Genomic DNA, 22,346 nt, shown 5'->3' on the forward strand with positions numbered 1-22,346 from the left:
CCCGGGGCCGCCGGGCCCCCCCGCCCGGCCCGAACCCCCGCGGGGCCGGGCACCCCCCCCCCCCCGGGGCGGGGCGCCCCCCCCCGGCCGGGGCGGTCCGCCGGTGGTCACGGGGTCCTGGTCGGGGTCGCGCTCGGTGCGCCGGGGGCACTGGAGGGCGGCTGGGCGCTGGCGGTCTCGGTCGGGTTCGGGCCCACGAAGAGGAGGACCTGGTTCTTGGCCCAGGGGACCGCGTCGTGGACGTACCACGTGGGCGGCGCTTGGCCGGACTTCAGGACCTTGCTGACGTTCCCTTCCATGGCGCGGTACTCCGGCACCGTGACGTGCCGCTCGCGCAGGGCCGCCAGCACCTCGCCGACGCGGTGCTTGCGGTAGGTCATGCCGTGCATGACCTCGCCGGGGGCGGTGGCGGGGGCGGTGCTGTCGTACTTTTCACCCGGACGGGCCTCCCGCCCGAAGGCGATGGTGGCGGTGCCCTTGTAGCCGGTGCGGATCCGGACGCCGACCGGGCAGACGTCGCCCGCGCCGCCGGTCTCGCACTCGCCCTTGGCGGTGATCGTGGTGACGTCGCGCTCGGTGGTGTTCTCGCTGGTGTCCATCATGACGACCGTGCCGACGATGGACGGGGAGGTCGGGACCATCGACAGGGTGACGTCGAGGCCGTGGGCGGCGAACTCCTCCTTGTAGCGCTTCGGGTCGGCCAGCGGGTCGCGGACGCGCACGTCGATGTAGCCGCCCTTGCGGGTGAACGTCAGCGCCGCGACCAGGCCGACGCGCGGGCTCGCCGGGGTGATGGCCGGGGCCCCGCCGGATCCGCCGTCGCGGGCCATCGCGACCGCCGTGACGGCGGCGCCGGCGATGCCCGCCGCGGCCAGCGGGAGGCCGATGAGCATGACCGGCGAGCGCCGCCTGCGCGGGGCGGCCGAGGGGACCGCGGTCGCGGTGATGCGGTCGGCGAGGGCGGTGGCCGCGTCGTCGGGCAGCAGGGCCCCGGCCTGACGGTCGGTGACGGAGGCGAGCCCCCCGATCAGCGGGTCGATGTCGCGGTTCATGTGGGGTCTCCGTTCGGGATCCGCCGCCCCGCTGCGGGCAGGGGCGCGGTGGGCAGGGGTGCGGCGGGCAGGTGCGTGGAGGCGGCGGGGGCGTCGGCGTCCGTGCGGGTCAGGGCCCGGGCGAACCGGCGGCGGGCGCGGTGCAGGCGGATCCGCACCGCGTTGCGGGAGCAGCCGAGCACGGTCGCGATCTCGCCGTGGTCGAGCCCCTCCCAGCCGACCAGGGCCAGCAGCTCGCGGTCGGACTCGGGCAGGCCGCGGAACGCGGCGCCGACGCCGGCCAGGTCACCGCCGGGCGCGTCGTGGCCGGTCAGGCCGTCGCGCAGCCGGGAGCCGAGGTCGGCGGCCAGCGCGGACCGGCGGCGCTCGCCGCGGTGGTGGTTGGCGAGGACGCGCCGGGCCACCCCGTACAGCCACAGGCGGGCCTGGTCACCGGGCGGGACGTCGTCGAGCCGCCGCCAGGCCGTGAGGAACGTCTCCGCCAGGACGTCGGCGGCGTCCTGCGGGTCGCTGGTGCGGCGCAGCGCGTACCCGAGGATGCGGGCGCGGTTGGCCGCGTAGACGTCCTCGAAGCGGCGGCGCCGGTCGTCGGGCGGGCGGGATTCCTGCGGGTGGGGTGTTCGCGATGGGGATGGCAAGCCCTCTCCTCTCGTCGCGGCGTTCTCACCGGACGCAGGGCACATGTCCGCACATCGCCGAGCATTTCAGCACAGCACTTCAACACAGCACAGCAATTCAACGCGGCACAGCACTTCAACGCAGACGTTCCCGCTCTGCCTCTCAGGTCGCCGTCCCGGGGCGGGGACCGGGGCGGCGGCCTGAGAGGGGCGCCGCTCAGCGGGCGGCGCGCGCGAGGAAGTGGAAGGCCGACGTCCCCAGACCGGCGGGCTTGGGGAGCCGGAACACGGGCTCGCGCTCGTCGTAGCGGTCGGTCTCGCGGTGCCAGGAGAGGATGCCGGCCATCCAGTCGCGCAATTCCTCGACGTACGAGGAAAGTGCGTCCCGGGCGGCCGCGTCCAGGTCGAGCAGTTCGCAGAGGGCGGGGAGTTCGCCGTCGGCGAGGTGCTCGAACTGGCGGCGGCGCGAGGCGATGAGGTCGGCCACGATGGGCAGCGCCTCGTCGCGGCCGCAGCCGAAGAAGTTCTCGACGGCGAGGACGCCGTTGTTCAGCTCGCCCTCGTACTCGATCTCCTTCCGGTAGGAGAAGCAGTCGTTCAGCAGGCCCCCGACGTCCATCGCGGAGGCGCTGATCTCGCGGAGGGTGCGGGTCTCGAAGACGTGCGGGGGAACCTCGTTCGCGCGCCCGATGCGCGCCAGGCTCATCGTCAGCTCGGAGCCGAAGGTGTGCCGGCGCATCTCGATGTAGTCGACGGGGTCGGGGACGCGCGACTGGAGGTGGTTGTTCAGCTCCCACACCCAGCTCTCGACCATGTGCTCGACGGCCGCGCGGAACTCGCGGCGGCCCCGGTCGTCCATGGGCCCGGCGGTGCGGGGCCACAGGTCCGCCAGCGCCGCCTCGAACGGGTTCTCAGGGGCGGGGGTGGCGCCGCAGTCCAGCGGCATGAACCGGGGAACGCGGGCGTTGAACGCCTTCGCGCCCGCCATGTCGCGGTCGCGGTTGAAGACGGCCGGGAAGAAGTCGTCGCCGAACGTGCCGCACGCCAGCCACTGGACGGCGAGGTCGAGCGCCTCCGGATCCGCGCCGGGGACGAGGGAGGCGCCGCAGACCTCCAGCGCCATCCCGGTGAGCCGGTCGGGGCTCCACACCGGGACGGGCGTCCGGGGATGCGGGGAGAACATGCCCATCTCCCGTGCCCAGGCCGGCAGGTTGCGCCCGGCGCGCTCGCGGTGGGGGTTCGTACGGGCCGCGTAAGGGATGTCGAACGAAGGCAGCGGCGTAGGCCCGACCTTCTGGAACGGGACGTGGGGGAGGCTGATCCGCGCCGACTTCAACAGGGCGGGGATGCGGGCGGCGGACATCCCGAGCGACCTGTCGTTCATGTACCGGCTGGACCGCAGGTGCCATTCGTGGCCGCCGGACTGCCAGTCCTGGAGGGCCTTCACGTAGGCGGCGACGCTCGCCCGTTCCACCGGGCCGAGGGCGTGGTCCTCGAAGACGTGCGGCAGTTCGGTCACCGCGGTGTTCTCGAACTGGCGCAGCCGGGAGGTGAGCAGGTCGTTCACGGTGTCGGCGGCGACCTGCGGCGCGACCGACAGGAACCGCTCCATCACCAGGACGGAGTTGTTGACCTCGCCCTCGGTCTCGGTCTCGCGCTGGTAGGAGAAGATGTCGTTGCGCAGGTGGACGGCGTCGGAGAAGGTGTCCTTCAGGACGCGCAGGGGCCGCGTCGCCACCACGCGTTCGGGGATCTCGACGCCCGCGGCGTGCTCGGCGAGGTCGGCCGACCACGGCGCCCCGCCGACCTTGCGCCGCATCTCGATGTACTCGACCGGGTTGGGGATCCGGCCGGTGCTGATGTTGGACAGCTCCCACAGCGACTCGCGCAGCAGGTTCAGGGTGCTCACCGAGAAGCGGCGCCGCCAGGCGTCCGAGCGCGCCGGGACGGTCCGCGCCCACAGGTCGGCGAGCCCGCGCTCGACGGCGTTGACCGGTTCGGGCGGGTCGAGCGACATGAACAGCGGCAGCCGGTCGAGGTAGGTGCGGGCGCCCTCCTGGTCCTGCGGTTTCTTGAAGACCTCCAGGAAGTGGTCGTCGAAGTAGAAGACCCAGACGTACCAGTCGGTGACGAGGTCGAGTTCCGGGGCCGCGCAGTCGGGGTGCGTGTAGGCGCACAGCAGGGCGTAGTCCATCCCTTCGAGGTCTCGCTCGTCCCAGATGTCGGGGGTGCCGGGGTCCCGGTCGGCGTCCAGCATCCTCATCTCGCGCGCCCACGCCATGGTGTGGCGCCGCGCGCCCTCCAGATGCGGGTTGAGCCGCGCGGGGTACGGGACGTAGAAGTCGGGCAGCTCGAAGGGTTGCATGTACCGGCCTCTCTGTCGGGTCCGGTTCGGCAACCTACAGCACATGCAAAGTCACTGAAAGTGATACATTGCTTGCCGGAATCTCCCCCCAATACGGGGGTAAGCCGAGGTCATGTCGAAGTCGCGCAGACCTGCCGCGGCCAACGACCCGCTGGAGCAGAACCTCGTGCTCGCCCGGCGTGTGGTCGAGGCGGCGCAGGAAGAGATGATCAATAAGGCCAGGCAGCGCGTCCCGGCGCTGCGCCTGGGGGCGGTGGCCGGGGCGTTCGGGGTCATGGCGACCGCGGCCACCTACCGCATGAACGTGCTGCTGCTGGAGAGGAAGCTGCCCCCCGAGCTGGCGTCGTTCATCACCGCCGCCGTGTACGGGGGAGGGGCGGGCGCGGCGGCGATGGCGGCGTCCCGCAAGTGGAAGGGGCTGCCGGCGCCGCTGCCGACCGACACGGCCCGGCAGGTCGTGGAGATCCTCACCGACAACGACTGATCGCCCGGGGCCGAGCCTGGCCCTTCGACGCGGCGGCCGAGGTTCTGTGACCGATGGGATATCCGGGGTAGGCACCCCGGCATGGACAGCGAAGCCACCCCGGTGCGCGCCGACGTCACCTTGGTCGTGAACGGGACCGAGCACCGGCTCAACGTCGACACCCGAGCGTCCCTCCTGGACGTGCTGCGCGAGGAACTCGGCCTGACAGGGTCGAAGAAGGGCTGCGACCACGGCCAGTGCGGAGCCTGCACCATCCTTCTCGACGGGCACCGGGCGAACGGATGCCTGGCCTTGGCCGTCGCCCACGATGGAGCGGACGTCGTCACGGTCGAAGGTCTGGCGCAGGACGGTGAGCTCAGCCCCGTCCAGAAGGCGTTCGTCGAGAACGACGCTTTCCAGTGCGGGTACTGCACGCCCGGCCAGCTCTGCTCCGCCACGGGGATGCTGGACGAGGCCGAACGCGGCTGGCCCAGCGCCGTCACCGGCGATCTGGGGTCCGATCCCGTCCTGGACGACGACGAGATACGCGAGCGCATGAGCGGCAACCTGTGCCGGTGCGGCGCCTATGTCGGCATCGTCGCGGCGCTCAAGCAGGCCGCGCGGCGCCGGGAGGGGGCTGAGGCATGAGGCCTTTCGCGTACGAGCGCGCCACCAGCGCGGAGGACGCCCTGCGACGCCACCAGGACGGAGCCGTCTACCTGGGCGGGGGAACCAACCTCGTCGACCTGATGCGGCTCGGGGTGGAGGAGCCGGCCAGGCTCGTCGACGTGGCGCATCTCCCGTACGACCAGATCGAACTGCGGCCGGACGGGAGCCTCGTCATCGGCGCGGCGGTGACCAACAGCGCCGTCGCCGCCGACCGGACCGTCCGCGAGGGGCATCCGGTCCTGGCGCAGGCGGTGCTCGCAGGGGCGTCCGGGCAGATCCGCAACCTCGCCACGGTCGGCGGGAACCTGCTCCAGCGGACTCGCTGCTCCTACTTCCAGGACGCCTCCAAACCGTGCAACAAGCGCGCCCCGGGCAGCGGGTGCCCGGCGCGGGAGGGCGAGCACCACAACCTGGCGATCATGGGTCATTCGGACGCCTGCGTCGCGACGCACCCGTCCGACATGGCCGTGGCGCTGGCCGCTCTGGACGCGTCCGTACGTGTCCGGGGGCGCGGCGGGGAAAGGACCATCCCCATCGAAGACCTGTACAGGCTCCCCGGTGACGAACCCCAGCGCGACACCACGCTCGAAGCGGGCGACCTCATCACCGCCGTCGAGGTCCCCGAGCTGGGCGTGCCGTCCCGCTACCGCAAGGTCCGCGAGCGAGCGTCGTTCGCGTTCGCGCTGGTCTCCATCGCGGCGGCGCTGGACGTCGACGGCGGCCGGGTGCGGGACGTCCGGCTGGCCCTCGGCGGCGTCGCCCACAAGCCGTGGCGGGCGCGGCGCGCCGAAGAGGCCCTGCGCGGCGCGGAGGCGACCGAGGAGTCCTTCGTGCGCGCCGCCGAGGCCGAACTGGAGGCCGCGGAGCCGCTGCGCGACAACGCCTACAAGGTGCCGCTGGCGCGCAACCTGATCGTCCGGACGCTGACCGAGCTGGGGGAGGAGTCATGACCGACCGGCTGGAGGGCCGCGAGAAGGTCACGGGGACGGCGCGGTACGCGTTCGAGTACCCCGTGCGGGACGCCGCCTACGCAGCGGCGGTCCAGGCGAGCGTGGGCAAGGGCCGGGTCGCGTCGGTCGGCGCCGAGGCCGCGCTGCGGCTGCCCGGGGTGCTCGCCGTCCTGTCCTGCGAGAACCCTCCCGAGCTCAGCGACACCTCGGACGGCGAGCTGGCCCTGTTCCAGTCGCGGACGGTCTCCTACCGCGGCCAGTTCGTCGCCGCGGTGGTCGCCGAGACCCTGGAGACCGCGCGGGAGGCCGCCCGTCTCCTGCGCGTCGAGTACGCCGAGGAGGAGGCGCCGGACGTGGGGCTGCGCGCCGACCATCCGGGCCTCTACAAGCCGGACAAGGTGAACCCGGTGTTCCCCGCGGACACCGAGCAGGGCGAGCCGGAGGAGGCGTTCGCCGGCTCGGACGTGCGGGTGGACGCCGTCTACACGACCCCGGCCGAGCACAACAACCCGATGGAGCCGCACGCCACGATCGCCCGGTGGAACGACGACGGCTCCCTCACGCTCTACGACTCCAACCAGGGCGCGTCGACCGTCCAGTCCACGATCGCGAAGATCTTCGGGCTGGACCGGGGCCGGGTGCACGTCGTGTCGCCGCATGTGGGCGGCGGGTTCGGCTCCAAGGGGACGCCCCGGCCGAACGTCGTGCTCGCCGCGATGGCCGCGCGCGCCGCGGGACGTCCCGTGAAGTTCGCCGTCCCGCGCCAGCAGATGTTCGCCACCACCGGCTACCGGACCCCGACCGTCCAGCGCGTCCGGCTCGGCGCCGGCGAGGACGGGCGGCTGAACGCGATCCTGCACGAGGTGGCCGAGCAGACCTCCACCGTCAAGGAGTTCGCCGAGCAGACGGCGACGCCCACGCGCATGCTGTACCGGGCCCCGCACCGCCTCACCTCGCACCGGGTGGTGCCGCTGGACGTGCCCACGCCGTCCTGGATGCGCGCCCCGGGTGAGACGCCCGGCATGTTCGCCCTCGAGACGGCGATGGACGAGCTGGCCGTCGCGACGGGCATCGACCCGGTCGAGCTCCGCGTGCGCAACGACACCGACCGGGATCCGGAGAGCGGGCTGCCGTTCAGCTCCCGCAACCTCGTCGCGTGCCTCCGCGAAGGCGCCGAACGCTTCGGGTGGGCCGGGCGCGACCCCCGGCCCGGGGCCCGCCGGGAGGGCCGCAAGCTCGTCGGTATGGGCGTCGCGTCGTCCACCTATCCCGCCTACCAGAGCCCCAACCGGGCCACGGCCCGCGCCGAGCCCGACGGGACGTTCACCGTCCGGATCGCCGCGGCCGACATCGGCACCGGCGCCCGCACCGCCCTCGCCCTGATCGCCGCCGAGACCCTCAAGGAGGACCTCGCCGACATCAGGATGGAGATCGGTGACAGCTCGTTCCCAAGGGCGTCGGTGGCGGGCGGCTCCGGCGGGACGGCCGGCTGGGGCACGGCCGTCGTGCGGGCCTGCGAGGCCCTGCGCGGCAAGCTGAACGGCGCCGTCCCGCCCGAGGGCGTCGAGGCGTCCGCCGACACCGGCGATGAGCTCAAGGCCCGGGCGGCGTACGCCCGGCACGCGTTCGGCGCGCAGTTCGCCGAGGTGGAGGTGGACGCCGACACCGGCGAGGTCCGCGTCCGCAGGATGCTCGGCGTGTTCGCCGCCGGCCGGATCATCAACCCGACGACGGCCCGCTCCCAGTTCATCGGCGGGATGACGATGGGCGTCGGGATGGCGCTGATGGAGCAGAGCGTCATGGACCGGGAGTTCGGCGACTATCTCACCCGCGACCTCGCCCAGTACCACGTCCCGGCCTGCGCCGACATCCGCGACGTCGACGCCGCGTGGGTGGAGGAGTCCGACCCCCACCTGAACCCGATGGGCGCCAAGGGCATCGGCGAGATCGGCATCGTCGGCGCGGCGGCGGCGGTCGGCAACGCCGTCCACCACGCCACCGGGATCCGCGTCCGCGACCTGCCCATCACCCCGGCCCGGCTTCTCCCGGAGCTCTGACCGATTGAAAAGTTCACTATCAAGGTGATCTCCGTCACCGGGCCGGGTAGAGACCGTGTACTCGGGGGCGACCACTACCCCACGAGGTGATCGCCGTGTACCAGCAGGTCCTCGATCCCGTCGCCGACTCGCTCGGCTGGAGCTCCCTGGTCGCCGCGCTGCCGCTGGCCGTGCTGTTCGTCCTGCTCGGCGGCGTCCGCATGCGCGCGTGGCTGGCGTCCCTGATCGCGCTGGCCGTCGCGCTGGCCGTCGCCGTCTGGACGTACGGCATGCCCGCCGGCCAGGCGCTCCTGGCCGGCTCGGAGGGCGCCGCGTTCGGCTTCTACCCGATCCTGTGGATCGTCATCAACGCCCTCTGGGTCTACAACATCACCGTCGCCACCGGCCACTTCGACGTGCTGCGCCGGTCGTTCGCGCAGGTCAGCGACGACAACCGGCTCCAGGCGGTGCTGATCGCGTTCTCGTTCGGCGCGCTGCTGGAGGCCCTGGCCGGGTTCGGCACGCCGGTCGCGGTCACCTCCGTCATGCTGATCGCGCTCGGCTTCCCGCCGCTCAAGGCGGCCGTCCTGGCCCTCACCGCCAACACCGCGCCCGTCGCGTTCGGCGCGATGGCGACGCCGATCCTCACGCTCGGCAAGGTCACCGGCGAGTCCAGCGACACGCTCGGCGCCATGGTCGGGCGGCAGACCCCGATCCTCGCCGTGTTCGTCCCGCTCGTCCTCGTCGCCATCGTGGACGGGCGGCGCGGCCTGCGCGAGACCTGGCCCGTCGCCCTGCTGTGCGGCGCCGCGTTCGGCGCCGCGCAGTACGTCACGGCGAACTTCGTCTCGGTGCCGCTCGCCGACGTCGTGGCGTCGCTGGTCTCGGCCGCGGCCGTCGTCCTCGCCGTGCGGCTGCGCCCGTCGGCGGCGGCCAGGCCCGCCCCGGTCGCGGGCGGCGCGGCGGACGAGCCGACCCCGGAGTTCGCCGCCCGCGTCGAGGGACGGGACGAGGGGCGGGACGAGGGACGGGACGGGAGCCGGGGCGCGGACCCGCGCGCCGAGGTCGCCCGCGCCTACGCGCCCTACGCGATCATCATCGCGGTCTTCGTCGTCTGCCAGATCGGGCCGGTCAAGGACCTCCTGGACCGGGCGACGCGGACGTTCTCCTGGCCGGGCCTGCACCTCACGGGCCCGTCCGGCAAGCCGCTGGCCCTGCCGACCTTCACCTTCAACTACCTGACCACACCCGGCACGCAGATGCTCGTCGCCGGGCTGATCACCATGGCCGCCCTCGGCGTCGGCCTCCGCCGGGCCGTGCGCGCCTACTGGACGACCCTCGTCCAGCTCAGGTGGGCGATCGTCACCGTCATGGCCGTCCTGGCGCTGGCGTTCGTGATGAACGCCTCCGGGCAGACCGTGACGCTCGGGACGTGGATGGCCGGGGCGGGCGGCGCGTTCGCACTGCTGTCGCCGATCCTCGGCTGGCTCGGCACCGCCGTCACCGGCTCGGACACCTCGTCCAACTCGCTGTTCGGTTCCCTGCAGGTCACCGCCGCGAACAAGGCCGACCTGTCGACGGTCCTGATGGCGGCGACCAACAGCTCCGGCGGCGTCCTCGGCAAGATGGTGTCGCCGCAGAACCTCGCCATCGCCGCCGCGGCGGTCGGCCTCGACGGGCGCGAGGGCGACATCTTCCGCCGCGTCGTGCTGTGGAGCCTGCTGTTCCTCGCCGGGATGTGCCTGCTCTCCGGCCTGCAGTCCACCGCGGTGCTCGGCTGGATGGTCCCGTGACGGGCCCGTGAGGCGCTACTGCCGGTAGCCTTCCACCTCGCCGGCGGGACGGACGTGGGCGTCGTCCGGGTTCTGTCCCGCCGCGATGCGGGCCCGCCGCTGGCGCAGCAGGTCCCAGCACTGGTCGAGCGCCACTTCCAGGTCCCGCAGCCGCGACTGGGCCTCGGCGTTGGAGGTCTCCGCCCGCTCGTGCGCCTGCCGGAGGGCGTGTTCCTCCTCGATGAAATCGTTGATACGTTCCAGGATCGCCTTCTCGTCCATGAAATGGCTTCCGATCGTGGTTTTCCGCTCTGGTGGGGTCCAGAAGGTCCCGACAGGTGAGAGCCTTGCATATACGGGGCCGCGCACGGTAGCGGCGGCGCCCCGTTGAGGGTGAGGAGCAGATGACGGTCTGGCGGATCACCGGCGGCGAGGGCGGCCCCGACCCCGGTGCGCGGGAGGCCCCCCGGTACGACATCGTCGAGCACGACTCCGCGCTGCTGCGCATCACGGCCGCGTCGGGTGTGCCCCGGATGCTGCTCGCCGGGGAGGTCGACGTCTCCAACACCGCCGCGGTCGCGCGCGCCCTGCGCGCCGTCCGGGAACGCGGGTCCGGAGATCTGCACGCCGACCTGTCCGGGGTGGAGTTCATGGACGTCGCGGGCCTGCGCGCCTTCAGCGAGGCCGCCCGCGACCTGCACGACCGCGACGGCCTCCTCGTCCTGCACGGGGTCCCTCCGCACATCGAGCGACTCTTCACGCTGATCGGCTGGAACGCCACCCCCGGCCTGGAGATCCACTGCCCGCCGCGGGGCTGAGACACCGGAGAGCAGAAGCGAGGCCCCAGCTCATGGCGGCGGGTCGCCGGCTCGTGGCGGCGGCCTGCCGGACGCCGGGCCACCGGATCGCCATGCCCGCGTCAGCGCTCGGCAAAGGGTGCCGGCCACAAACGCGAACCTCTTCAGGAAACGGTCATATGCCGTTTGACCTGCTAGAACACGGTTAGGAGGGGTTTACAGCTCTCCGATTCAGAGGGGGATCTCATGGCAAGGCGTAGAGAGCATCAATCCGCGCCGATGCCCGGCGAGCACACCGGATCGGCGATGCCCGCGGAGGGCATGGCCACGCCGGCGCACGGCGCGGCCGCACAGGGCCAGGGCGCGGCGATGGCGCCCCCGAGGGGCGCGGACCAGGCCGGCGAGCACGCGCTCTGGGAGGACCGCACCCGCGTCTTCCTGCAGCCGATCGCGTCGCCGTCGATCCTCGGACTGTTCGGGCTCGCCGCCGCGGCCATGATGGTGGGCGCGTGGCAGGCCGGATGGTACGGCGGCGTCGGCACCCCGCTCATCCTGTGGCCGTTCGTGCTGACCTTCGGCGGCATCGCGCAGCTGCTGGCGGGCCTGTGGGGTTACCGGGCGCGGGACGGCGTGGCCACCGCGATGCACGGAATGTGGGGCACGTTCTTCATCGGCTGGGGCCTGCTGTTCCTGCTGGTGAGCATCGGCGCGGCGCCGGTGGCGCTGGCACCGGTCCTCGGTACCGCGTATCAGGGCTTCGCGTTCTGGTTCATCCCGCTCGCGGTGATCACCGGACTGGGCGCGCTCGCCGCACTCGGCGAGAACCTGATGACGGCCCTGGTCTGGGGCTGCCTGGCGGTCGGCGCGGGCTTCACGGCCGCGGGATTCTGGGCGGGCTCGACCTGGCCGCTCACCACCGGCGGCTGGCTGTTCGTCGCGGCTTCGGCGATCGCCCTGTACGCGGCCGCCGCGATGATGTTCGCGAGCAGCTTCGGACGGACGATCCTGCCCACGGGCATGATCCGCAAGGGCGCCAACATTCCCGGCGGCCGGGGGGTCCGGCCCCTGGAGTACCGGCAGGGCGAACCGGGCCTGAAGATCGGGCAGTGATGTCCGGCGTTTCGCCTTGACATTCCCGTTACCCTATGCTGAGCCCTGGAGTACTCAAACGGGTTCGGAGGGGAAGCGGGAATGTCATCGGCGGTCCGGCGGACGTGGCGGCGCCTCGTCCAGTCCTACAACCACCTGTGCGCGCGCGAGGACGGCGCGACGCGCGGCGTGACCATACCCAGCGGAGTCTGGGCCTGTGACCGCTGCCACGCGCCGCACCTTGAGCTCGCGACGCTCAAGCACCACCTCCGCACCGAGCACGCCTGACGCGCCCGCCCCGGTCTCCCCTGATCCGGCCCGGCCGGATCAGCGCAGGGAGCGGCGGGCCACCAGGGCGGCGTTCAGCAACTGGAGGTCGCCGGGGCGCCCCGGGTCCAGTCCCGTGAGGGCGCTGATACGGCGCACGCGGTAGGCGACCGTGTTCGGATGGACGTGCAGAGCCGCGCCGGTGGCGCGGCGGTCCAGGTCGAACGCCAGGTAGCGCTCCAGCGTGCCCAGCAGGTCCGGCCTGCGGTCCAGCGGCGCCAGCAGGGCCGCCAGCGCGGCGAGCGCGCCGCTCGGGCGGCTCAGCTGGTAGTCCAGCAGGACGTCGGCGAGCCGGTACAGGCCGGGCGGGCGGCCCGCCCGGCGGACCAGTTCCATGATCTCGGCGGTCTGGGCGACGGCGCCCGGCACGCCCGCCGGGCCGGTGAGCTCCGCGGCGGCGCTCACCTCGATGTCGGCCGCCTTCGCCGCGCCCGCGACCAGGTCGTGCAGGGCCTCCCAGCCGGAGGAGAAGGGGAGCAGGGCCGTCCCTCCCGAGGCGTCCAGGGCCGTGAGGGCGGGCTCGTCGGCGACGGCGTCCAGGGCGGTCCGGACGCGGCGGATCTTGCGGCGGGCGGCGATGCGGGCGCGCTGCCCCGAGCCCGTCTCGTCCGGATGCGGGCCGAACGCCAGCGTCAGGACGGCGTAGCGCGGCGCCGGGCGGTGCCCCGCCGTGTCCCCCGCCAGCAGCGCGGTCATCAGGGCGTGCCGGCCGCCGTGCTCCTGGCTGTCGAGGATCTGCCGCACCTCGAGGTAGGCGGCGCTGACGGCCGAGGTCAGCAGCCGCTGGAAGTCGAGGAAGTACCCGAGCGCCTCCTGGAAGGCGGGCAGGTCGGCGGGCTCGGCCCCGGCGGTCAGCTCCTCCCAGGCCATGGCCGCCCCGATCTGGTAGGCGGCGAGGATCGCGTCCAGCGGCACGCCCTCCTCGGCCCGTAGCGCCGCCGAGTCGCGCTGCCGGGCGAAGTCGGCCGCGCGGGCCGGCCGGCGCCGCTCCAGGACGTCCGCGAACTGCCGCAGGCTGTGCTGGACGATCCCGGCGATGTCCCCGGCGACCTCCTCCTGCGGCAGTTCGGCGTAGACGGGCAGCTCGGCGAGCAGCCGGGCCACGACTCTGCGGGTCAGCAGCGGCGCCCTGACCCGCAGATGGGCCGCCACCGGCCGGCCCGCCACCCGCAGCGCCGGCGTCTTGTCCCGCGTCACAACGGCTCCCGGAAGAGTCTGTCCTCACGCCAGTTGAACGGCGTGTCCAGATTCTGGACGATCACGGCGACATCGTCCATGACGCCGGGAGTCAGCTCATGATGCGTCTGCGCAACGGCCGCCGCCCGTCCACCGCCCCGAGCCGCAGGGGCCGGGTCCCGAAAGGCCGGGTCCTGAAGGGCGCGGCCGGTGCGATCGTCCTGGCGGGGGCGGCCCTCGGCGGGACGGCCGTGCCCGCGGCGGCGGACGCGGGGGAGTACGTCGCGCTCGGCGACTCGATGGCGTCCGGCCCGCTCATCCCGAACATCACCGGCCCGGTCGGCTGCGGGCGCTCCACCCACAACTACGCGCACGAGCTGGCCTCCCGGCTCAGCGTCACCCTGCGGGACGTCACGTGCAGCGGTGCCAAGAGCACCCACATGACCCAGTCGCAGAGCACCAGCGTCGGCGGCGTCGACACCGGGACCGTCCCGCCGCAGTTCGACGCGCTCACCGCGTCGACCACGCTGGTGACCCTCACCATCGGCGGCAACGACGTCGGCCTCGTCGGCATCGCCCAGGACTGCGCCACCCTCGACCCCACCGCCACCCCGTGCAAGGGCGAGTTCGAGGACCAGGTCGCCCAGCGCACCCGCGACTTCAGCCCGAAGCTGTCCGCCGTCCTGGACGGCATCCGCGCCCGCTCCCCGAAGGCCCGGATCGTCGTGACCGGCTACGGCCTCTACATCAAGCAGAACGGCTGCTGGCCCGTGCAGCCCGTGCTCCCCACGGACGCCAACTTCCTCCAGGGCTCCGTGAACGCGATGAACGACGTGATCCGCCAGCAGACGACCGCGCACGGCGGGACCTACATCGACCTGGTCACGCCCAGCGCCGGGCATGACGCCTGCCAGTCGTCGTCCAAGCGCTGGGTCGAGGGCTACGTCCCCGTCCACGCCGCCGCCCCCCTCCACCCGAACGCGTCGGGCGAGGCCGCCTACGCCGCCGTCATCGGCGGCGTTCTCGGCGCCTGAACCCGCGGACGGCCCGTCCCGGCCGCCCCCCTCGGCCGGGACGGGCCGTAAGCTGCGTCACGCCGTCGTGCTGTGCGACATCGAGGGGCTGAGATGAACGAGCAGATGCGCGCCAACACCGCCGCCTACGAGCAGACGATCCGCTCGACGCTCGCGCTGGCCGCGACGTTGGGCGACGACGACTGGGACCGGCCGACCGAGTGTCCCGGCTGGACGGTCAAGGACCAGTTCTCCCACCTCGCCGGCGTGGAGCGCGACCTGCTCGGCGATCCCGCGCCGCCCGTCGAGCTGCCCGAGCTCGACCACCTCCGCAACGACTTCGCCCGCTACCTCGAGAACGCCGTGCACGCCCGCCGGCCCGTGCCCGGCCCTCAGGTCGCGGCGGAGCTGGCGGACGCGTTCGAACGCCGCCTCGTGCAGCTGGCCGGCGAGGACCCCGACCGAATCCTGATGTGCCCGGACGGCAGGGAGGGCCCCTACACGCGGTTCATGGAGTTCCGCGCCATGGACTGCTGGACCCACGAGCAGGACATCCGGCGCGCGGTCGGCCGTCCCGGCAACCTCGACGCCCCGGCGGCGCGGTGCTTCTGGGACCTGCTGAGCCGTCCCCTGCCCCGCATCGTCGCGCGCGCCGCGAAGGGCGAGCCCGGCCGGAGCGCCGCCCTCTCGATCTCCGGTCCGCCCGACTTCGAGGTCGCCGTCACGGTCGGCGACGACGGCCGCGGCGCGTGGTCGGACGCCCCGGCGTCCCCGGCGGCGAGAATCGCCATGGACTGGGAGACCTACGTCCGGCTGACCGCGGGGCGCTGCGGTGCGGGCGACGTCACCGTCCGCACCGAGGGCGACGGGGAACTGGCCGGGAGGATCCTCGCCACCATGGGCGTCACCCCCTGAACCCCTGAACCCCGCGTGCCTCAGCGGTGCCGGACGGCGCCCGGGAAGTGGGAGGCGAGCAGGTCGGGCGACTCCTCGCGGCCGTCGAGGACGCGGTTGGTGCGGGTCACGGCCCGCCAGCCGGACGCGGTGCGCCGCAGCCGCCAGTGGTTGGCGGTGGCGCGGCGCAGCACGAAGCCGTCCGGCCGCTTGACGATCATGAGGGTGTAGCCGACGGCGGTGGCCTCGTCGCCGGCGACCGCGACGTGCGGCGGGCCGACGACGTGCGCGCAGCCGCCGGAGATCCACCGCTGGTGGTTCGCCGACCGGACCATCGCCTCGATCTCCGGGTGCCCGGTCATCATCAGCTCGTCCACGTCGTAGACGCCGTCCGGCTCCCAGAGCCCGGCGACCTCGGACGCGCAGCCGCCGTCGACCAGCGGCCCGTAGGACAGGATCAGCCGGGTGATCTCGCGCTCGTCCTCCAGGGCGCGCAGCCGCCCTTCGAGGGCGGCCAGGCGGGCTTCGACGCTCACGCCTCCTCCCCGAACACCAGGCCGTAGTCGGCGGCGAGCCCGCGCAGGGCGGCGAGCTGCTCGCAGTAGTGCCGCGCCGATTCCGACTCCATCCGGACGCCGGCGATCGTGGCGCCCGCCTCGCGCAGCCGGGCCAGCGCCGTCCCGGCCGCCTCCGGCGCGCCGATCGGGTCGAGCGGGCGCGACGGCGCGAGGACGACGTCGAAGCCGGGCGGCACGTCGGCGTCCGCGAGCATCTCCGCGAGCGTGCGCAGCGGCAGGCCGAACGGGACCCAGCCGTCGGCGTCCAGCGCGCGGCGCAGCGAGCGGCCGGAGCGGCCGCCGACCCACAGCGGGACGCGGTCCTGGACGGCGTGCGGCTCCACGACCAGCCCGGAGTAGGAGTAGTGCTCGCCGCGGTACTCCGGCGTCCGCCGCGACAGGGACGCGCGGAGCGCGGCCAGCGCGTCGTCGGCGCGGGCGCCGCGGCCGGCGAACGGGGCGCCGAGCAGGCCGAACTCCTCCTCCAGGCTGCCGACGCCGAGGCCGAGCACGAGCCGCCCGCCGCTGACCTGGTCGAGCGTGCCGTAGCGCTTGGCGATGGCGAGCGGGTGATGGTAGCCGAGGACGAGCACCTGCGTGGCGAGCCGGATCCGGGACGTGCGGGCGGCGAGGTAGCCGAAGGTGGCGAGCGGGTCCCAGTAGACGCCGCCGCGCTGCTCGGCCGCCTCGGCCGGGACGGCGACGTGCTCGCTGCACGTCACGTGGTGGTAGCCGAGCCGGTCGGCGGTCCCGGCGACCAGGGCGATCTCCTCGATGCCCGCGCCGCGCTCCCAGCCGGCATGGCCGGGCGGCTGCGCCACCACCGGCGTGACGATCCCGACACGCATCGCTGCTCCCCTCGTTGGCAGAAAAACGTTCTATCACGGCGCACGCTCCGACCTGGGGTGCGGTCCCACTCGCTCTCGATCCGGCTGACCTGGTCTTACTCCCCCTCTTCCGTTGACAGCAAGCGGTTGCTACATTCCAGGTAACAAGAATTCATTTCAGTCATGTTCTGGGAGGTGCGATGACCGAGGCCACGATGCCGGAGGCAGCGACGCCGGAGGCCATGACCACGCCGGAGGCCATGACCACGCCGGAGGCCGGGAGCGGGGCGGAGGTCATGGCGCGGCGGGAGGTCATGTCGACCGCGCACCGGGAGTCGCCGCCGTCGATGATCGAGCGGATGACGCTGATCCTCGACGCGTTCAACGGGCCCACCGCCCGGCTGACCCTGGAGGACGTCGCCCGCCGCACCCGGCTGCCGCGCTCCACCGCGCACCGCATCCTCGACCAGCTCGTCCGGCAGCGCTGGCTCGCGCACCACTCGTTCGGCTACGGGCTCGGCCAGCGCGCCCTCGGCCTCGGCGGGCAGGACGGCGGGCACGGCAAGATCCGCGAGGCCGCCGCGCCGCTGCTGCACGAGCTGCAGGTCACCACCGGGCTCGTCGCGCACCTGGCCGTCCTGGACGGCGCCGACATCTTCTACCTGGACAAGCTCGGCGGGCGGCTCGCCACCTCCGTCCCGTCGCGGGTCGGCGGCCGCGCCCCGGCGCACTGCACCGCGCTCGGCAAGGCGATGCTGGCGTGGCTGGAGCCCGAGCAGGTGGACGCGCTGCTCGGCTCGGGCATCAGCCGCTTCACCAGCCGCACGATCGGCGAGCTCGGCACCCTCCACCAGGAGCTGCACCGCATCCGGCAGCGCCGCGGCCTGGCCTTCGAGCGCGGCGAGTCCTACCCCGGCATCGCCTGCGTCGCCGCGGCGATCCGCGGCGCGGAGGGGCCCGTCGCCGGGATCTCCCTGGTCGGCGACATCCGCGCGCCGCTGGAGAACGTCGCGCCGCTGGTCGTCACCGCCGCCCGCGAGGCCTCGCAGATCCTCTTCCCCGGCTCGGCCCCCGGCTCCCGCGCGGGACGCCCCGGCGGGCGCACCCGGCGCGCCGTCCGGACCGGCGAGGAGACCAGCTGGTCGCCGGAGACGATGAACCGGCTGCTCGCGGTCGACGGGCGCGGCGACTGGATGTGACGGGCGGCCGGACGTGAGGTCGACGCCGGGGGCGAGGTCAGCCCCAGCCCCACCGGTCGCCGATGCCCCACGGGTCGGGCGCGATCGGCGCGTCGGGCTCCCCGACGCCGAACCGGCTGCGGAAGAACACCATCGGGCGCCGCCACGCGCCGTCCACCACCTCGTGCCGGTCCACCGCCAGGACCCGCCCGATCACCACCTCGTGGTCGCCGGCCTCGTGCACGTCGTGCACGACGCAGTGGACCGCGAGCAGGACGTCCGGCAGGGCGGGGGCGCCCCACCGCGACTCCTCCCAGTCCAGCCCCTCGAACTTGGTGCCCCGGCTCGACCCGAACCGCTCGCACAGGTCGCGCTGCTCCTCGCCGAGCACGTTCACGCAGAACCGCCCCGCGGAGCGGATCCGGGGCCACGACCGGCCGCGCTTGTCCGCGCAGAACAGGATCAGCGGCGGGTCCAGCGACACCGACGCGAACGACTGGCAGGCGAAGCCGACCGGCTCGCCGCCGTCGAGGGCGGTGACGACCGTGACGCCCGTCGCGAACTCCGCCATGGCCTTGCGGAAGTCCGCCGGTTCCGGCGCGGCCGCGGCGTCCGCCCGCGAGTCGTTCGCGACGGCGTCGTGCAGGGGCGTGAGCGCTGGCTCGGCTGGCATGTGTTCACCTCGGGGCTGCGAGCGGGCGGGCGTTCGGATCCACTATGCGGTATTTCCACTAACGGGTACTCACCCGGCACCGGTCAAGGGGCGGCCGGTGAGCCCGAAGGTAGGCACGCCCCCGCGCGGCCACGCGCCCCGATCCCGATGAGTGGAAGCGGGCGCCGGGACGGGCACGCCGAGCCGCCCCGGGACCCGCGTCCCGCTGATCGGGATCCACCGCCTGACCACGCCGTCCCGCCGATTACGTTCCGGACAAGCCACCGTCGAAGGACTGGGAGATCATGCCTGCGGAGCTGACCTACGAGTCGACGTTGCGCGAGCTCGCCACCGACCAGGGCGTCCTGCGCTACCACGAGGCCGGCGAGGGCCCGCCGCTGCTGCTGCTGCACGGCTCCGGTCCCGGCGTCACCGGCTGGCGCAACTACCGCGGCAACCTCGCCCGGTTCGCCGAGCACTTCCGCTGCCTGGTCCTGGAGTTCCCCGGCTTCGGGGTCAGCGACCCGACCGACGAGCACCCGATGATGGCCGCCGGCGGAGCCGTCGTGCGGTTCCTGGACGGCCTCGGCCTCGACCAGGTCGACGTCATCGGCAACTCCATGGGCGGCATCGTCGCGACGCAGGTGGCACTGCGGCACCCCGAGCGCGTCCGGCGGCTGGTCACCATCGGCGGGATCGGGCGCAACGTCTTCAGCCCCGCGCCCGGCGAGGGGATCAGGCTGCTGGCGGAGTTCACCGACGACCCGACCCGCGAGGGCCTCGTCCGGTGGCTGAACTCGATGGTGTACGACCCGCGGATCGTCACCGAGGAGATGATCGAGGAGCGCTGGAAGCAGGCCACCGACCCCGACACCCTCGCCGGCGCGCGCCGCATGTACGGGTCGAAGGCGATGGCGGCCCGCGCCAAGGCGATGGCGGCCTCCGACGAGCCGCCCTACTGGGCGATGCTCCACAGGCTCAAGGCCGAGACGCTGATCACCTGGGGCCGCGACGACCGGGTCAGCCCCGTCGACATGGTGCTCGTGCCGATGCGCACGATCCCGAACGTCCAGGTGAACATCTTCCCGAACTGCGGGCACTGGGTGATGATCGAGCAGAAGTCCGCCTGGGAGAGCGCCGTGCTGGCGTTCCTGACCCGGAAGGACGAGCGGTGAGCGACCAGGCGGCGAACGGCCGGGAGCGAGCGGGCGGCTGGGACCACGAGTACGACCTCGTCATCGTCGGCAGCGGCGGCGGCGGGATGGCCGCGGCGCTGGCCGCGCACGACGAGGGGCTCTCCGCGCTGATCGTGGAGAAGGGCAAGAAGTTCGGCGGCTCCACCGCGATCTCCGGCGGCGGCATCTGGATCCCCAACAACCCGACGCTGAAGGCGCGCGGCCACGACGACAGCCGCGAGTCGATCCGCCGCTACCTGGACCGGCTCACCGAGGGGCGCGTCCCGGCGGCGCGGCTGGACGCGTTCGTCGACAACGGGCCCGCCGCCATGGAGCTGCTCTGCCGCAGCAGGTGGATGCAGTTCTTCTGGACGAAGGGCTACGCCGACTACCACCCCGAGTACGAGGGCGGGCGCCCGCTCGGCCGGTCCATCGAGGCCAAGCCGTTCGACACCCGCAAGCTCGGCGACGACGAGCGGTTCCAGCGGCCGAACAGCATGAAGGGCCCGCTCGGCCTGTGGATCACCGCGAAGGACTACCACGACCTCGCGATGGCCAAGCGCACCTGGACGGGCCGGCGCGCGTCGCTGGTCGCGGCGTGGCGCGTGTCGTCCAACATGGTCCGCCGCCGCCACATGGCGACCGGCGGCCGGGCGCTCGCCGCGCGGCTGCGGATGGCGCTGAAGGACGCCGGGATCCCGCTCTGGCTGAAGACCCCCATGACCGAGCTCGTCGTCGAGGACGGCCGCGTCACCGGCGTCGTCGTCCGGCGCGACGGCGAGGCGCTGCGCGTCCGCGGGCGCCGGGGCGTCCTGCTCGCGACGGGCGGCTTCGACCACAACCAGGAGATGCGCGACGCCTACCTGCCGAAGGGCGGCCAGGAGGACTTCGCGATGGGCGCCCGCGAGAACACCGGCGACGGCATCCGCGCCGGTGAGAGCGTCGGCGCGGCGCTGGACCTGATGGACGACGCCTGGTGGATGCCCGCCGTCCGGCACCCGGCCGGGGCGACGATCCCGCTGCTGTCGGAGCGGTGCATCCCGCGGTCGGTGATCGTGGGCCAGGACGGCAAGCGGTTCACCAACGAGTCGGCCCCGTACGTCAACTTCGTCCACGACCAGCTGGAGGGCGGGCACGTCCCCTGCTGGTTCGTGATGGACGCCAAGGCCCGGGCCCGCTACCCGTTCGCGCAGATCCTGCCGGGCGCGCCGATCCCGAAGGCGTTCTACGAGGCGGGCATCGCGTTCAAGGCGGACACGCTCGCCGAGCTGGCCGGCAAGATCGGCGTCCCGGCGGACGCGCTCGGCGAGACCGTCGAGACGTTCAACCGGTACGCGCGCGAGGGCAAGGACCCCGAGTTCGGCCGCGGAGACTCCGCCTACGACCGCTACTACGGCGACCCGAACCTGAAGAACCCGAACCTGGACGTGATCGAGGGCGGGCCGTACCACGCGTTCCGGATGGAGGTCGGCGACCTCGGCACCAAGGGCGGCCTCGTCTCCGACGAGCACGCCCGCGTCCTGCGCGGGGACGGGACGGTCATCGAGGGCCTGTACGTGACGGGCAACTCCTCGGCGTCGGTGATGGGCAACGAGTACGCGGGCCCGGGCGCCACGATCGGCCCGGCGATCGTGTTCGGCTACATCGCCGCCCGGCACGCCGCCGGGCGGGCCGGCACCGGGGGGTCCGCCGGGAAGGCCGCGGGACGCTCATGACGGCACTGAAGGCGCGGGTGGTGGAGGTCGTCCGGGAGACGGCCGACGCGCACTCCCTCGTCCTCGAACCCGTCGAGGGCGGCCGGGAGCGGTTCGCCTACCGGCCCGGTCAGTTCCTCACCGTCCGGGTCCCGGCCGAGGGCGGCTGGGCCGCGCGCTGCTACTCGCTGTGCAGCTCGCCGCTCACCGACGACCGGCCGAAGGTGACGGTCAAGCGGGTCGCGGGCGGTGTCGGGTCCAACTGGATCTGCGACAACGTCACGGCGGGCGACCTCCTGGAGGTGCTGCGCCCGGCGGGCACGTTCACCCCGCCCTCGCTCGACGAGGACCTGCTGCTCGTCGCGGGCGGCAGCGGCATCACCCCGGTCATGTCGATCCTCAAGTCGTGCCTGGCGGGCGGCTCCGCGAAGGTGGCGCTGCTGTACGCCAACCGGGACGAGCGGTCCGTCATCTTCGCCGACGAACTGAGGGAGCTGACCGAGCGGTACCCGGACCGGCTCACCGTCGTCCACCTGCTGGAGTCGGTGCAGGGCCTGCCGACGGCCGCCGCCGTCCGGTCGCTGGCGGGCCCCTACGCGGGGCGCCCCGTGTACGTGTGCGGGCCCGAGATCTTCATGGACATGGTCTCCGGGACGCTCACCGGCCTCGGCGCGAAGGTGCACGCCGAGCGGTTCTTCTCGCTGGAGGGCGACCCGTTCGAGGAGCCCGAGGCCGCGCCGGACCAGGCGGAGGCGCAGGACGGCGACGCAGGCGAGATCGAAGTCGAGCTGGACGGCGAGACCCGCACGGTCGCGTGGCGCAGGTCCGAGCGCCTCCTCGACGCGCTGCTGCGCGCCGGGGTCGACGCGCCGTTCTCCTGCCGGGAGGGTTCCTGCTCGGCGTGCGCCTGCGTGGCGCTGGAGGGCGAGGTCACCCTGGACGCCAACACGGTCCTCGACGAGCAGGATCTCGCCGACGGCCTCATCCTCGCCTGTCAGGCGAGGCCGGTCACCGACCGGCTGAAGATCACCTACGACGGCTGA

The 22,346-nt window shown here is 73.4% G+C and carries 22 protein-coding genes; 14 read left to right on the forward strand and 8 right to left on the reverse strand.

All coding sequences use genetic code 11. The annotated features are described in order from the left end of the window. Nucleotides 1–107: 107 nt before the first annotated feature. From AB0C84_RS06920 to AB0C84_RS06930, 3 genes are all read right to left on the reverse strand, one after another. Entirely contained in the window at nucleotides 108–1,052 is a 945-nt protein-coding gene (locus AB0C84_RS06920) for a hypothetical protein (RefSeq protein WP_361062007.1), read from the reverse strand. Further along, nucleotides 1,049–1,690 carry a sigma-70 family RNA polymerase sigma factor gene (locus AB0C84_RS06925; RefSeq protein WP_361062010.1) on the reverse strand — a complete coding sequence of 214 codons (642 nt, stop codon included), beginning with the start codon at nucleotides 1,688–1,690 and terminating at the stop codon, nucleotides 1,049–1,051. The genes AB0C84_RS06920 and AB0C84_RS06925 overlap by 4 nt, the downstream gene beginning before the upstream one ends. A gap of 196 nt (nucleotides 1,691–1,886) precedes the next feature. Continuing rightward, nucleotides 1,887–4,034: a germacradienol/geosmin synthase gene (locus AB0C84_RS06930; protein ID WP_361062013.1), complete on the reverse strand. Its 2,148-nt coding sequence runs from the start codon at nucleotides 4,032–4,034 to the stop codon at nucleotides 1,887–1,889. 112 nt (nucleotides 4,035–4,146) lie between these two features. Between AB0C84_RS06930 and AB0C84_RS06935 the strand changes: the two genes are divergently transcribed. The 5 genes from AB0C84_RS06935 to AB0C84_RS06955 all read left to right on the forward strand — a co-directional run bounded on the left by AB0C84_RS06935 (nucleotide 4,147) and on the right by AB0C84_RS06955 (nucleotide 9,945). Further along, nucleotides 4,147–4,518 (forward strand): phage holin family protein, encoded by a 372-nt coding sequence (locus tag AB0C84_RS06935; protein ID WP_258940365.1) that lies wholly within the window; start codon nucleotides 4,147–4,149, stop codon nucleotides 4,516–4,518. Nucleotides 4,519–4,599: 81 nt separating this feature from the next. After that, a complete protein-coding gene (locus AB0C84_RS06940) occupies nucleotides 4,600–5,145 on the forward strand; it encodes a 2Fe-2S iron-sulfur cluster-binding protein (RefSeq protein ID WP_361062016.1) in 546 nt (181 codons plus the stop codon). Beyond that, the gene (locus AB0C84_RS06945) at nucleotides 5,142–6,116 is read left to right on the forward strand and encodes a xanthine dehydrogenase family protein subunit M (protein ID WP_361062019.1); all 975 of its coding nucleotides are present in this window, start codon (nucleotides 5,142–5,144) and stop codon (nucleotides 6,114–6,116) included. Before AB0C84_RS06940 ends, AB0C84_RS06945 begins: the two co-directional genes overlap by 4 nt. Next, on the forward strand, nucleotides 6,113–8,173 hold the full coding sequence (locus AB0C84_RS06950) for a xanthine dehydrogenase family protein molybdopterin-binding subunit (protein ID WP_361062022.1): 2,061 nt from the start codon (nucleotides 6,113–6,115) through the stop codon (nucleotides 8,171–8,173). The genes AB0C84_RS06945 and AB0C84_RS06950 overlap by 4 nt, the downstream gene beginning before the upstream one ends. 95 nt (nucleotides 8,174–8,268) lie before the next feature. Continuing rightward, complete coding sequence (locus tag AB0C84_RS06955; protein ID WP_361062025.1) at nucleotides 8,269–9,945, forward strand: L-lactate permease; 1,677 nt, start codon at nucleotides 8,269–8,271, stop codon at nucleotides 9,943–9,945. A gap of 15 nt (nucleotides 9,946–9,960) precedes the next feature. Here AB0C84_RS06955 and AB0C84_RS06960 read toward each other — a convergent pair whose 3' ends face one another. Beyond that, nucleotides 9,961–10,206, reverse strand: a complete 246-nt coding sequence (locus tag AB0C84_RS06960) for a DUF2630 family protein (protein ID WP_179846600.1) — start codon at nucleotides 10,204–10,206, stop codon at nucleotides 9,961–9,963. Between the two features lie 122 nt (nucleotides 10,207–10,328). On the opposite strand from AB0C84_RS06960, the gene AB0C84_RS06965 reads away from it, so the two are divergent. From AB0C84_RS06965 to AB0C84_RS06975, 3 genes are all read left to right on the forward strand, one after another. Continuing rightward, nucleotides 10,329–10,742, forward strand: a complete 414-nt coding sequence (locus tag AB0C84_RS06965; RefSeq protein WP_361062029.1) for an STAS domain-containing protein — start codon at nucleotides 10,329–10,331, stop codon at nucleotides 10,740–10,742. A 225-nt stretch (nucleotides 10,743–10,967) separates the two neighbouring features. Then, nucleotides 10,968–11,831 carry a GPR1/FUN34/YaaH family transporter gene (locus AB0C84_RS06970; RefSeq protein ID WP_179846602.1) on the forward strand — a complete coding sequence of 288 codons (864 nt, stop codon included), beginning with the start codon at nucleotides 10,968–10,970 and terminating at the stop codon, nucleotides 11,829–11,831. An 81-nt stretch (nucleotides 11,832–11,912) separates the two neighbouring features. Next, on the forward strand, nucleotides 11,913–12,098 hold the full coding sequence (locus tag AB0C84_RS06975; RefSeq protein WP_179846603.1) for a hypothetical protein: 186 nt from the start codon (nucleotides 11,913–11,915) through the stop codon (nucleotides 12,096–12,098). Between the two features lie 39 nt (nucleotides 12,099–12,137). Here AB0C84_RS06975 and AB0C84_RS06980 read toward each other — a convergent pair whose 3' ends face one another. Beyond that, nucleotides 12,138–13,334, reverse strand: a complete 1,197-nt coding sequence (locus tag AB0C84_RS06980) for a helix-turn-helix domain-containing protein (protein WP_361062034.1) — start codon at nucleotides 13,332–13,334, stop codon at nucleotides 12,138–12,140. Between the two features lie 98 nt (nucleotides 13,335–13,432). Between AB0C84_RS06980 and AB0C84_RS06985 the strand changes: the two genes are divergently transcribed. Beyond that, nucleotides 13,433–14,347 carry an SGNH/GDSL hydrolase family protein gene (locus AB0C84_RS06985; protein ID WP_361062037.1) on the forward strand — a complete coding sequence of 305 codons (915 nt, stop codon included), beginning with the start codon at nucleotides 13,433–13,435 and terminating at the stop codon, nucleotides 14,345–14,347. 93 nt (nucleotides 14,348–14,440) lie between these two features. Further along, nucleotides 14,441–15,241, forward strand: a complete 801-nt coding sequence (locus AB0C84_RS06990; RefSeq protein WP_361062039.1) for a maleylpyruvate isomerase family mycothiol-dependent enzyme — start codon at nucleotides 14,441–14,443, stop codon at nucleotides 15,239–15,241. 20 nt (nucleotides 15,242–15,261) lie between these two features. Here AB0C84_RS06990 and AB0C84_RS06995 read toward each other — a convergent pair whose 3' ends face one another. Both AB0C84_RS06995 and AB0C84_RS07000 read right to left on the reverse strand, forming a co-directional pair. Beyond that, nucleotides 15,262–15,756 (reverse strand): nuclear transport factor 2 family protein, encoded by a 495-nt coding sequence (locus tag AB0C84_RS06995; protein WP_361062042.1) that lies wholly within the window; start codon nucleotides 15,754–15,756, stop codon nucleotides 15,262–15,264. Further along, nucleotides 15,753–16,625 (reverse strand): TIGR03619 family F420-dependent LLM class oxidoreductase, encoded by an 873-nt coding sequence (locus AB0C84_RS07000; RefSeq protein WP_361062045.1) that lies wholly within the window; start codon nucleotides 16,623–16,625, stop codon nucleotides 15,753–15,755. Before AB0C84_RS07000 ends, AB0C84_RS06995 begins: the two co-directional genes overlap by 4 nt. Nucleotides 16,626–16,804: 179 nt before the next feature. Between AB0C84_RS07000 and AB0C84_RS07005 the strand changes: the two genes are divergently transcribed. Continuing rightward, complete coding sequence (locus tag AB0C84_RS07005) at nucleotides 16,805–17,803, forward strand: IclR family transcriptional regulator (protein WP_361062048.1); 999 nt, start codon at nucleotides 16,805–16,807, stop codon at nucleotides 17,801–17,803. Between the two features lie 37 nt (nucleotides 17,804–17,840). Here AB0C84_RS07005 and AB0C84_RS07010 read toward each other — a convergent pair whose 3' ends face one another. Then, complete coding sequence (locus tag AB0C84_RS07010; RefSeq protein ID WP_361062051.1) at nucleotides 17,841–18,455, reverse strand: flavin reductase family protein; 615 nt, start codon at nucleotides 18,453–18,455, stop codon at nucleotides 17,841–17,843. A gap of 284 nt (nucleotides 18,456–18,739) precedes the next feature. Here AB0C84_RS07010 and AB0C84_RS07015 point away from each other — a divergent pair, with 284 nt between their 5' ends. Genes AB0C84_RS07015 through AB0C84_RS07025 form a run of 3 tightly spaced genes read left to right on the forward strand, consistent with a single transcriptional unit; the run spans nucleotide 18,740 to nucleotide 22,346 of the window. Continuing rightward, nucleotides 18,740–19,609 carry an alpha/beta fold hydrolase gene (locus tag AB0C84_RS07015; RefSeq protein ID WP_361062054.1) on the forward strand — a complete coding sequence of 290 codons (870 nt, stop codon included), beginning with the start codon at nucleotides 18,740–18,742 and terminating at the stop codon, nucleotides 19,607–19,609. Further along, the gene (locus AB0C84_RS07020) at nucleotides 19,606–21,324 is read left to right on the forward strand and encodes an FAD-binding protein (protein ID WP_361062057.1); all 1,719 of its coding nucleotides are present in this window, start codon (nucleotides 19,606–19,608) and stop codon (nucleotides 21,322–21,324) included. The genes AB0C84_RS07015 and AB0C84_RS07020 overlap by 4 nt, the downstream gene beginning before the upstream one ends. Then, on the forward strand, nucleotides 21,321–22,346 hold the full coding sequence (locus AB0C84_RS07025; RefSeq protein WP_361062060.1) for a ferredoxin--NADP reductase: 1,026 nt from the start codon (nucleotides 21,321–21,323) through the stop codon (nucleotides 22,344–22,346). Before AB0C84_RS07020 ends, AB0C84_RS07025 begins: the two co-directional genes overlap by 4 nt.

Origin of the sequence: Actinomadura sp. NPDC048955, assembly GCF_040649435.1 — a bacterium.
In the GTDB taxonomy this organism is placed as follows: Bacteria; Actinomycetota; Actinomycetes; order Streptosporangiales; family Streptosporangiaceae; genus Spirillospora; species Spirillospora luteofluorescens.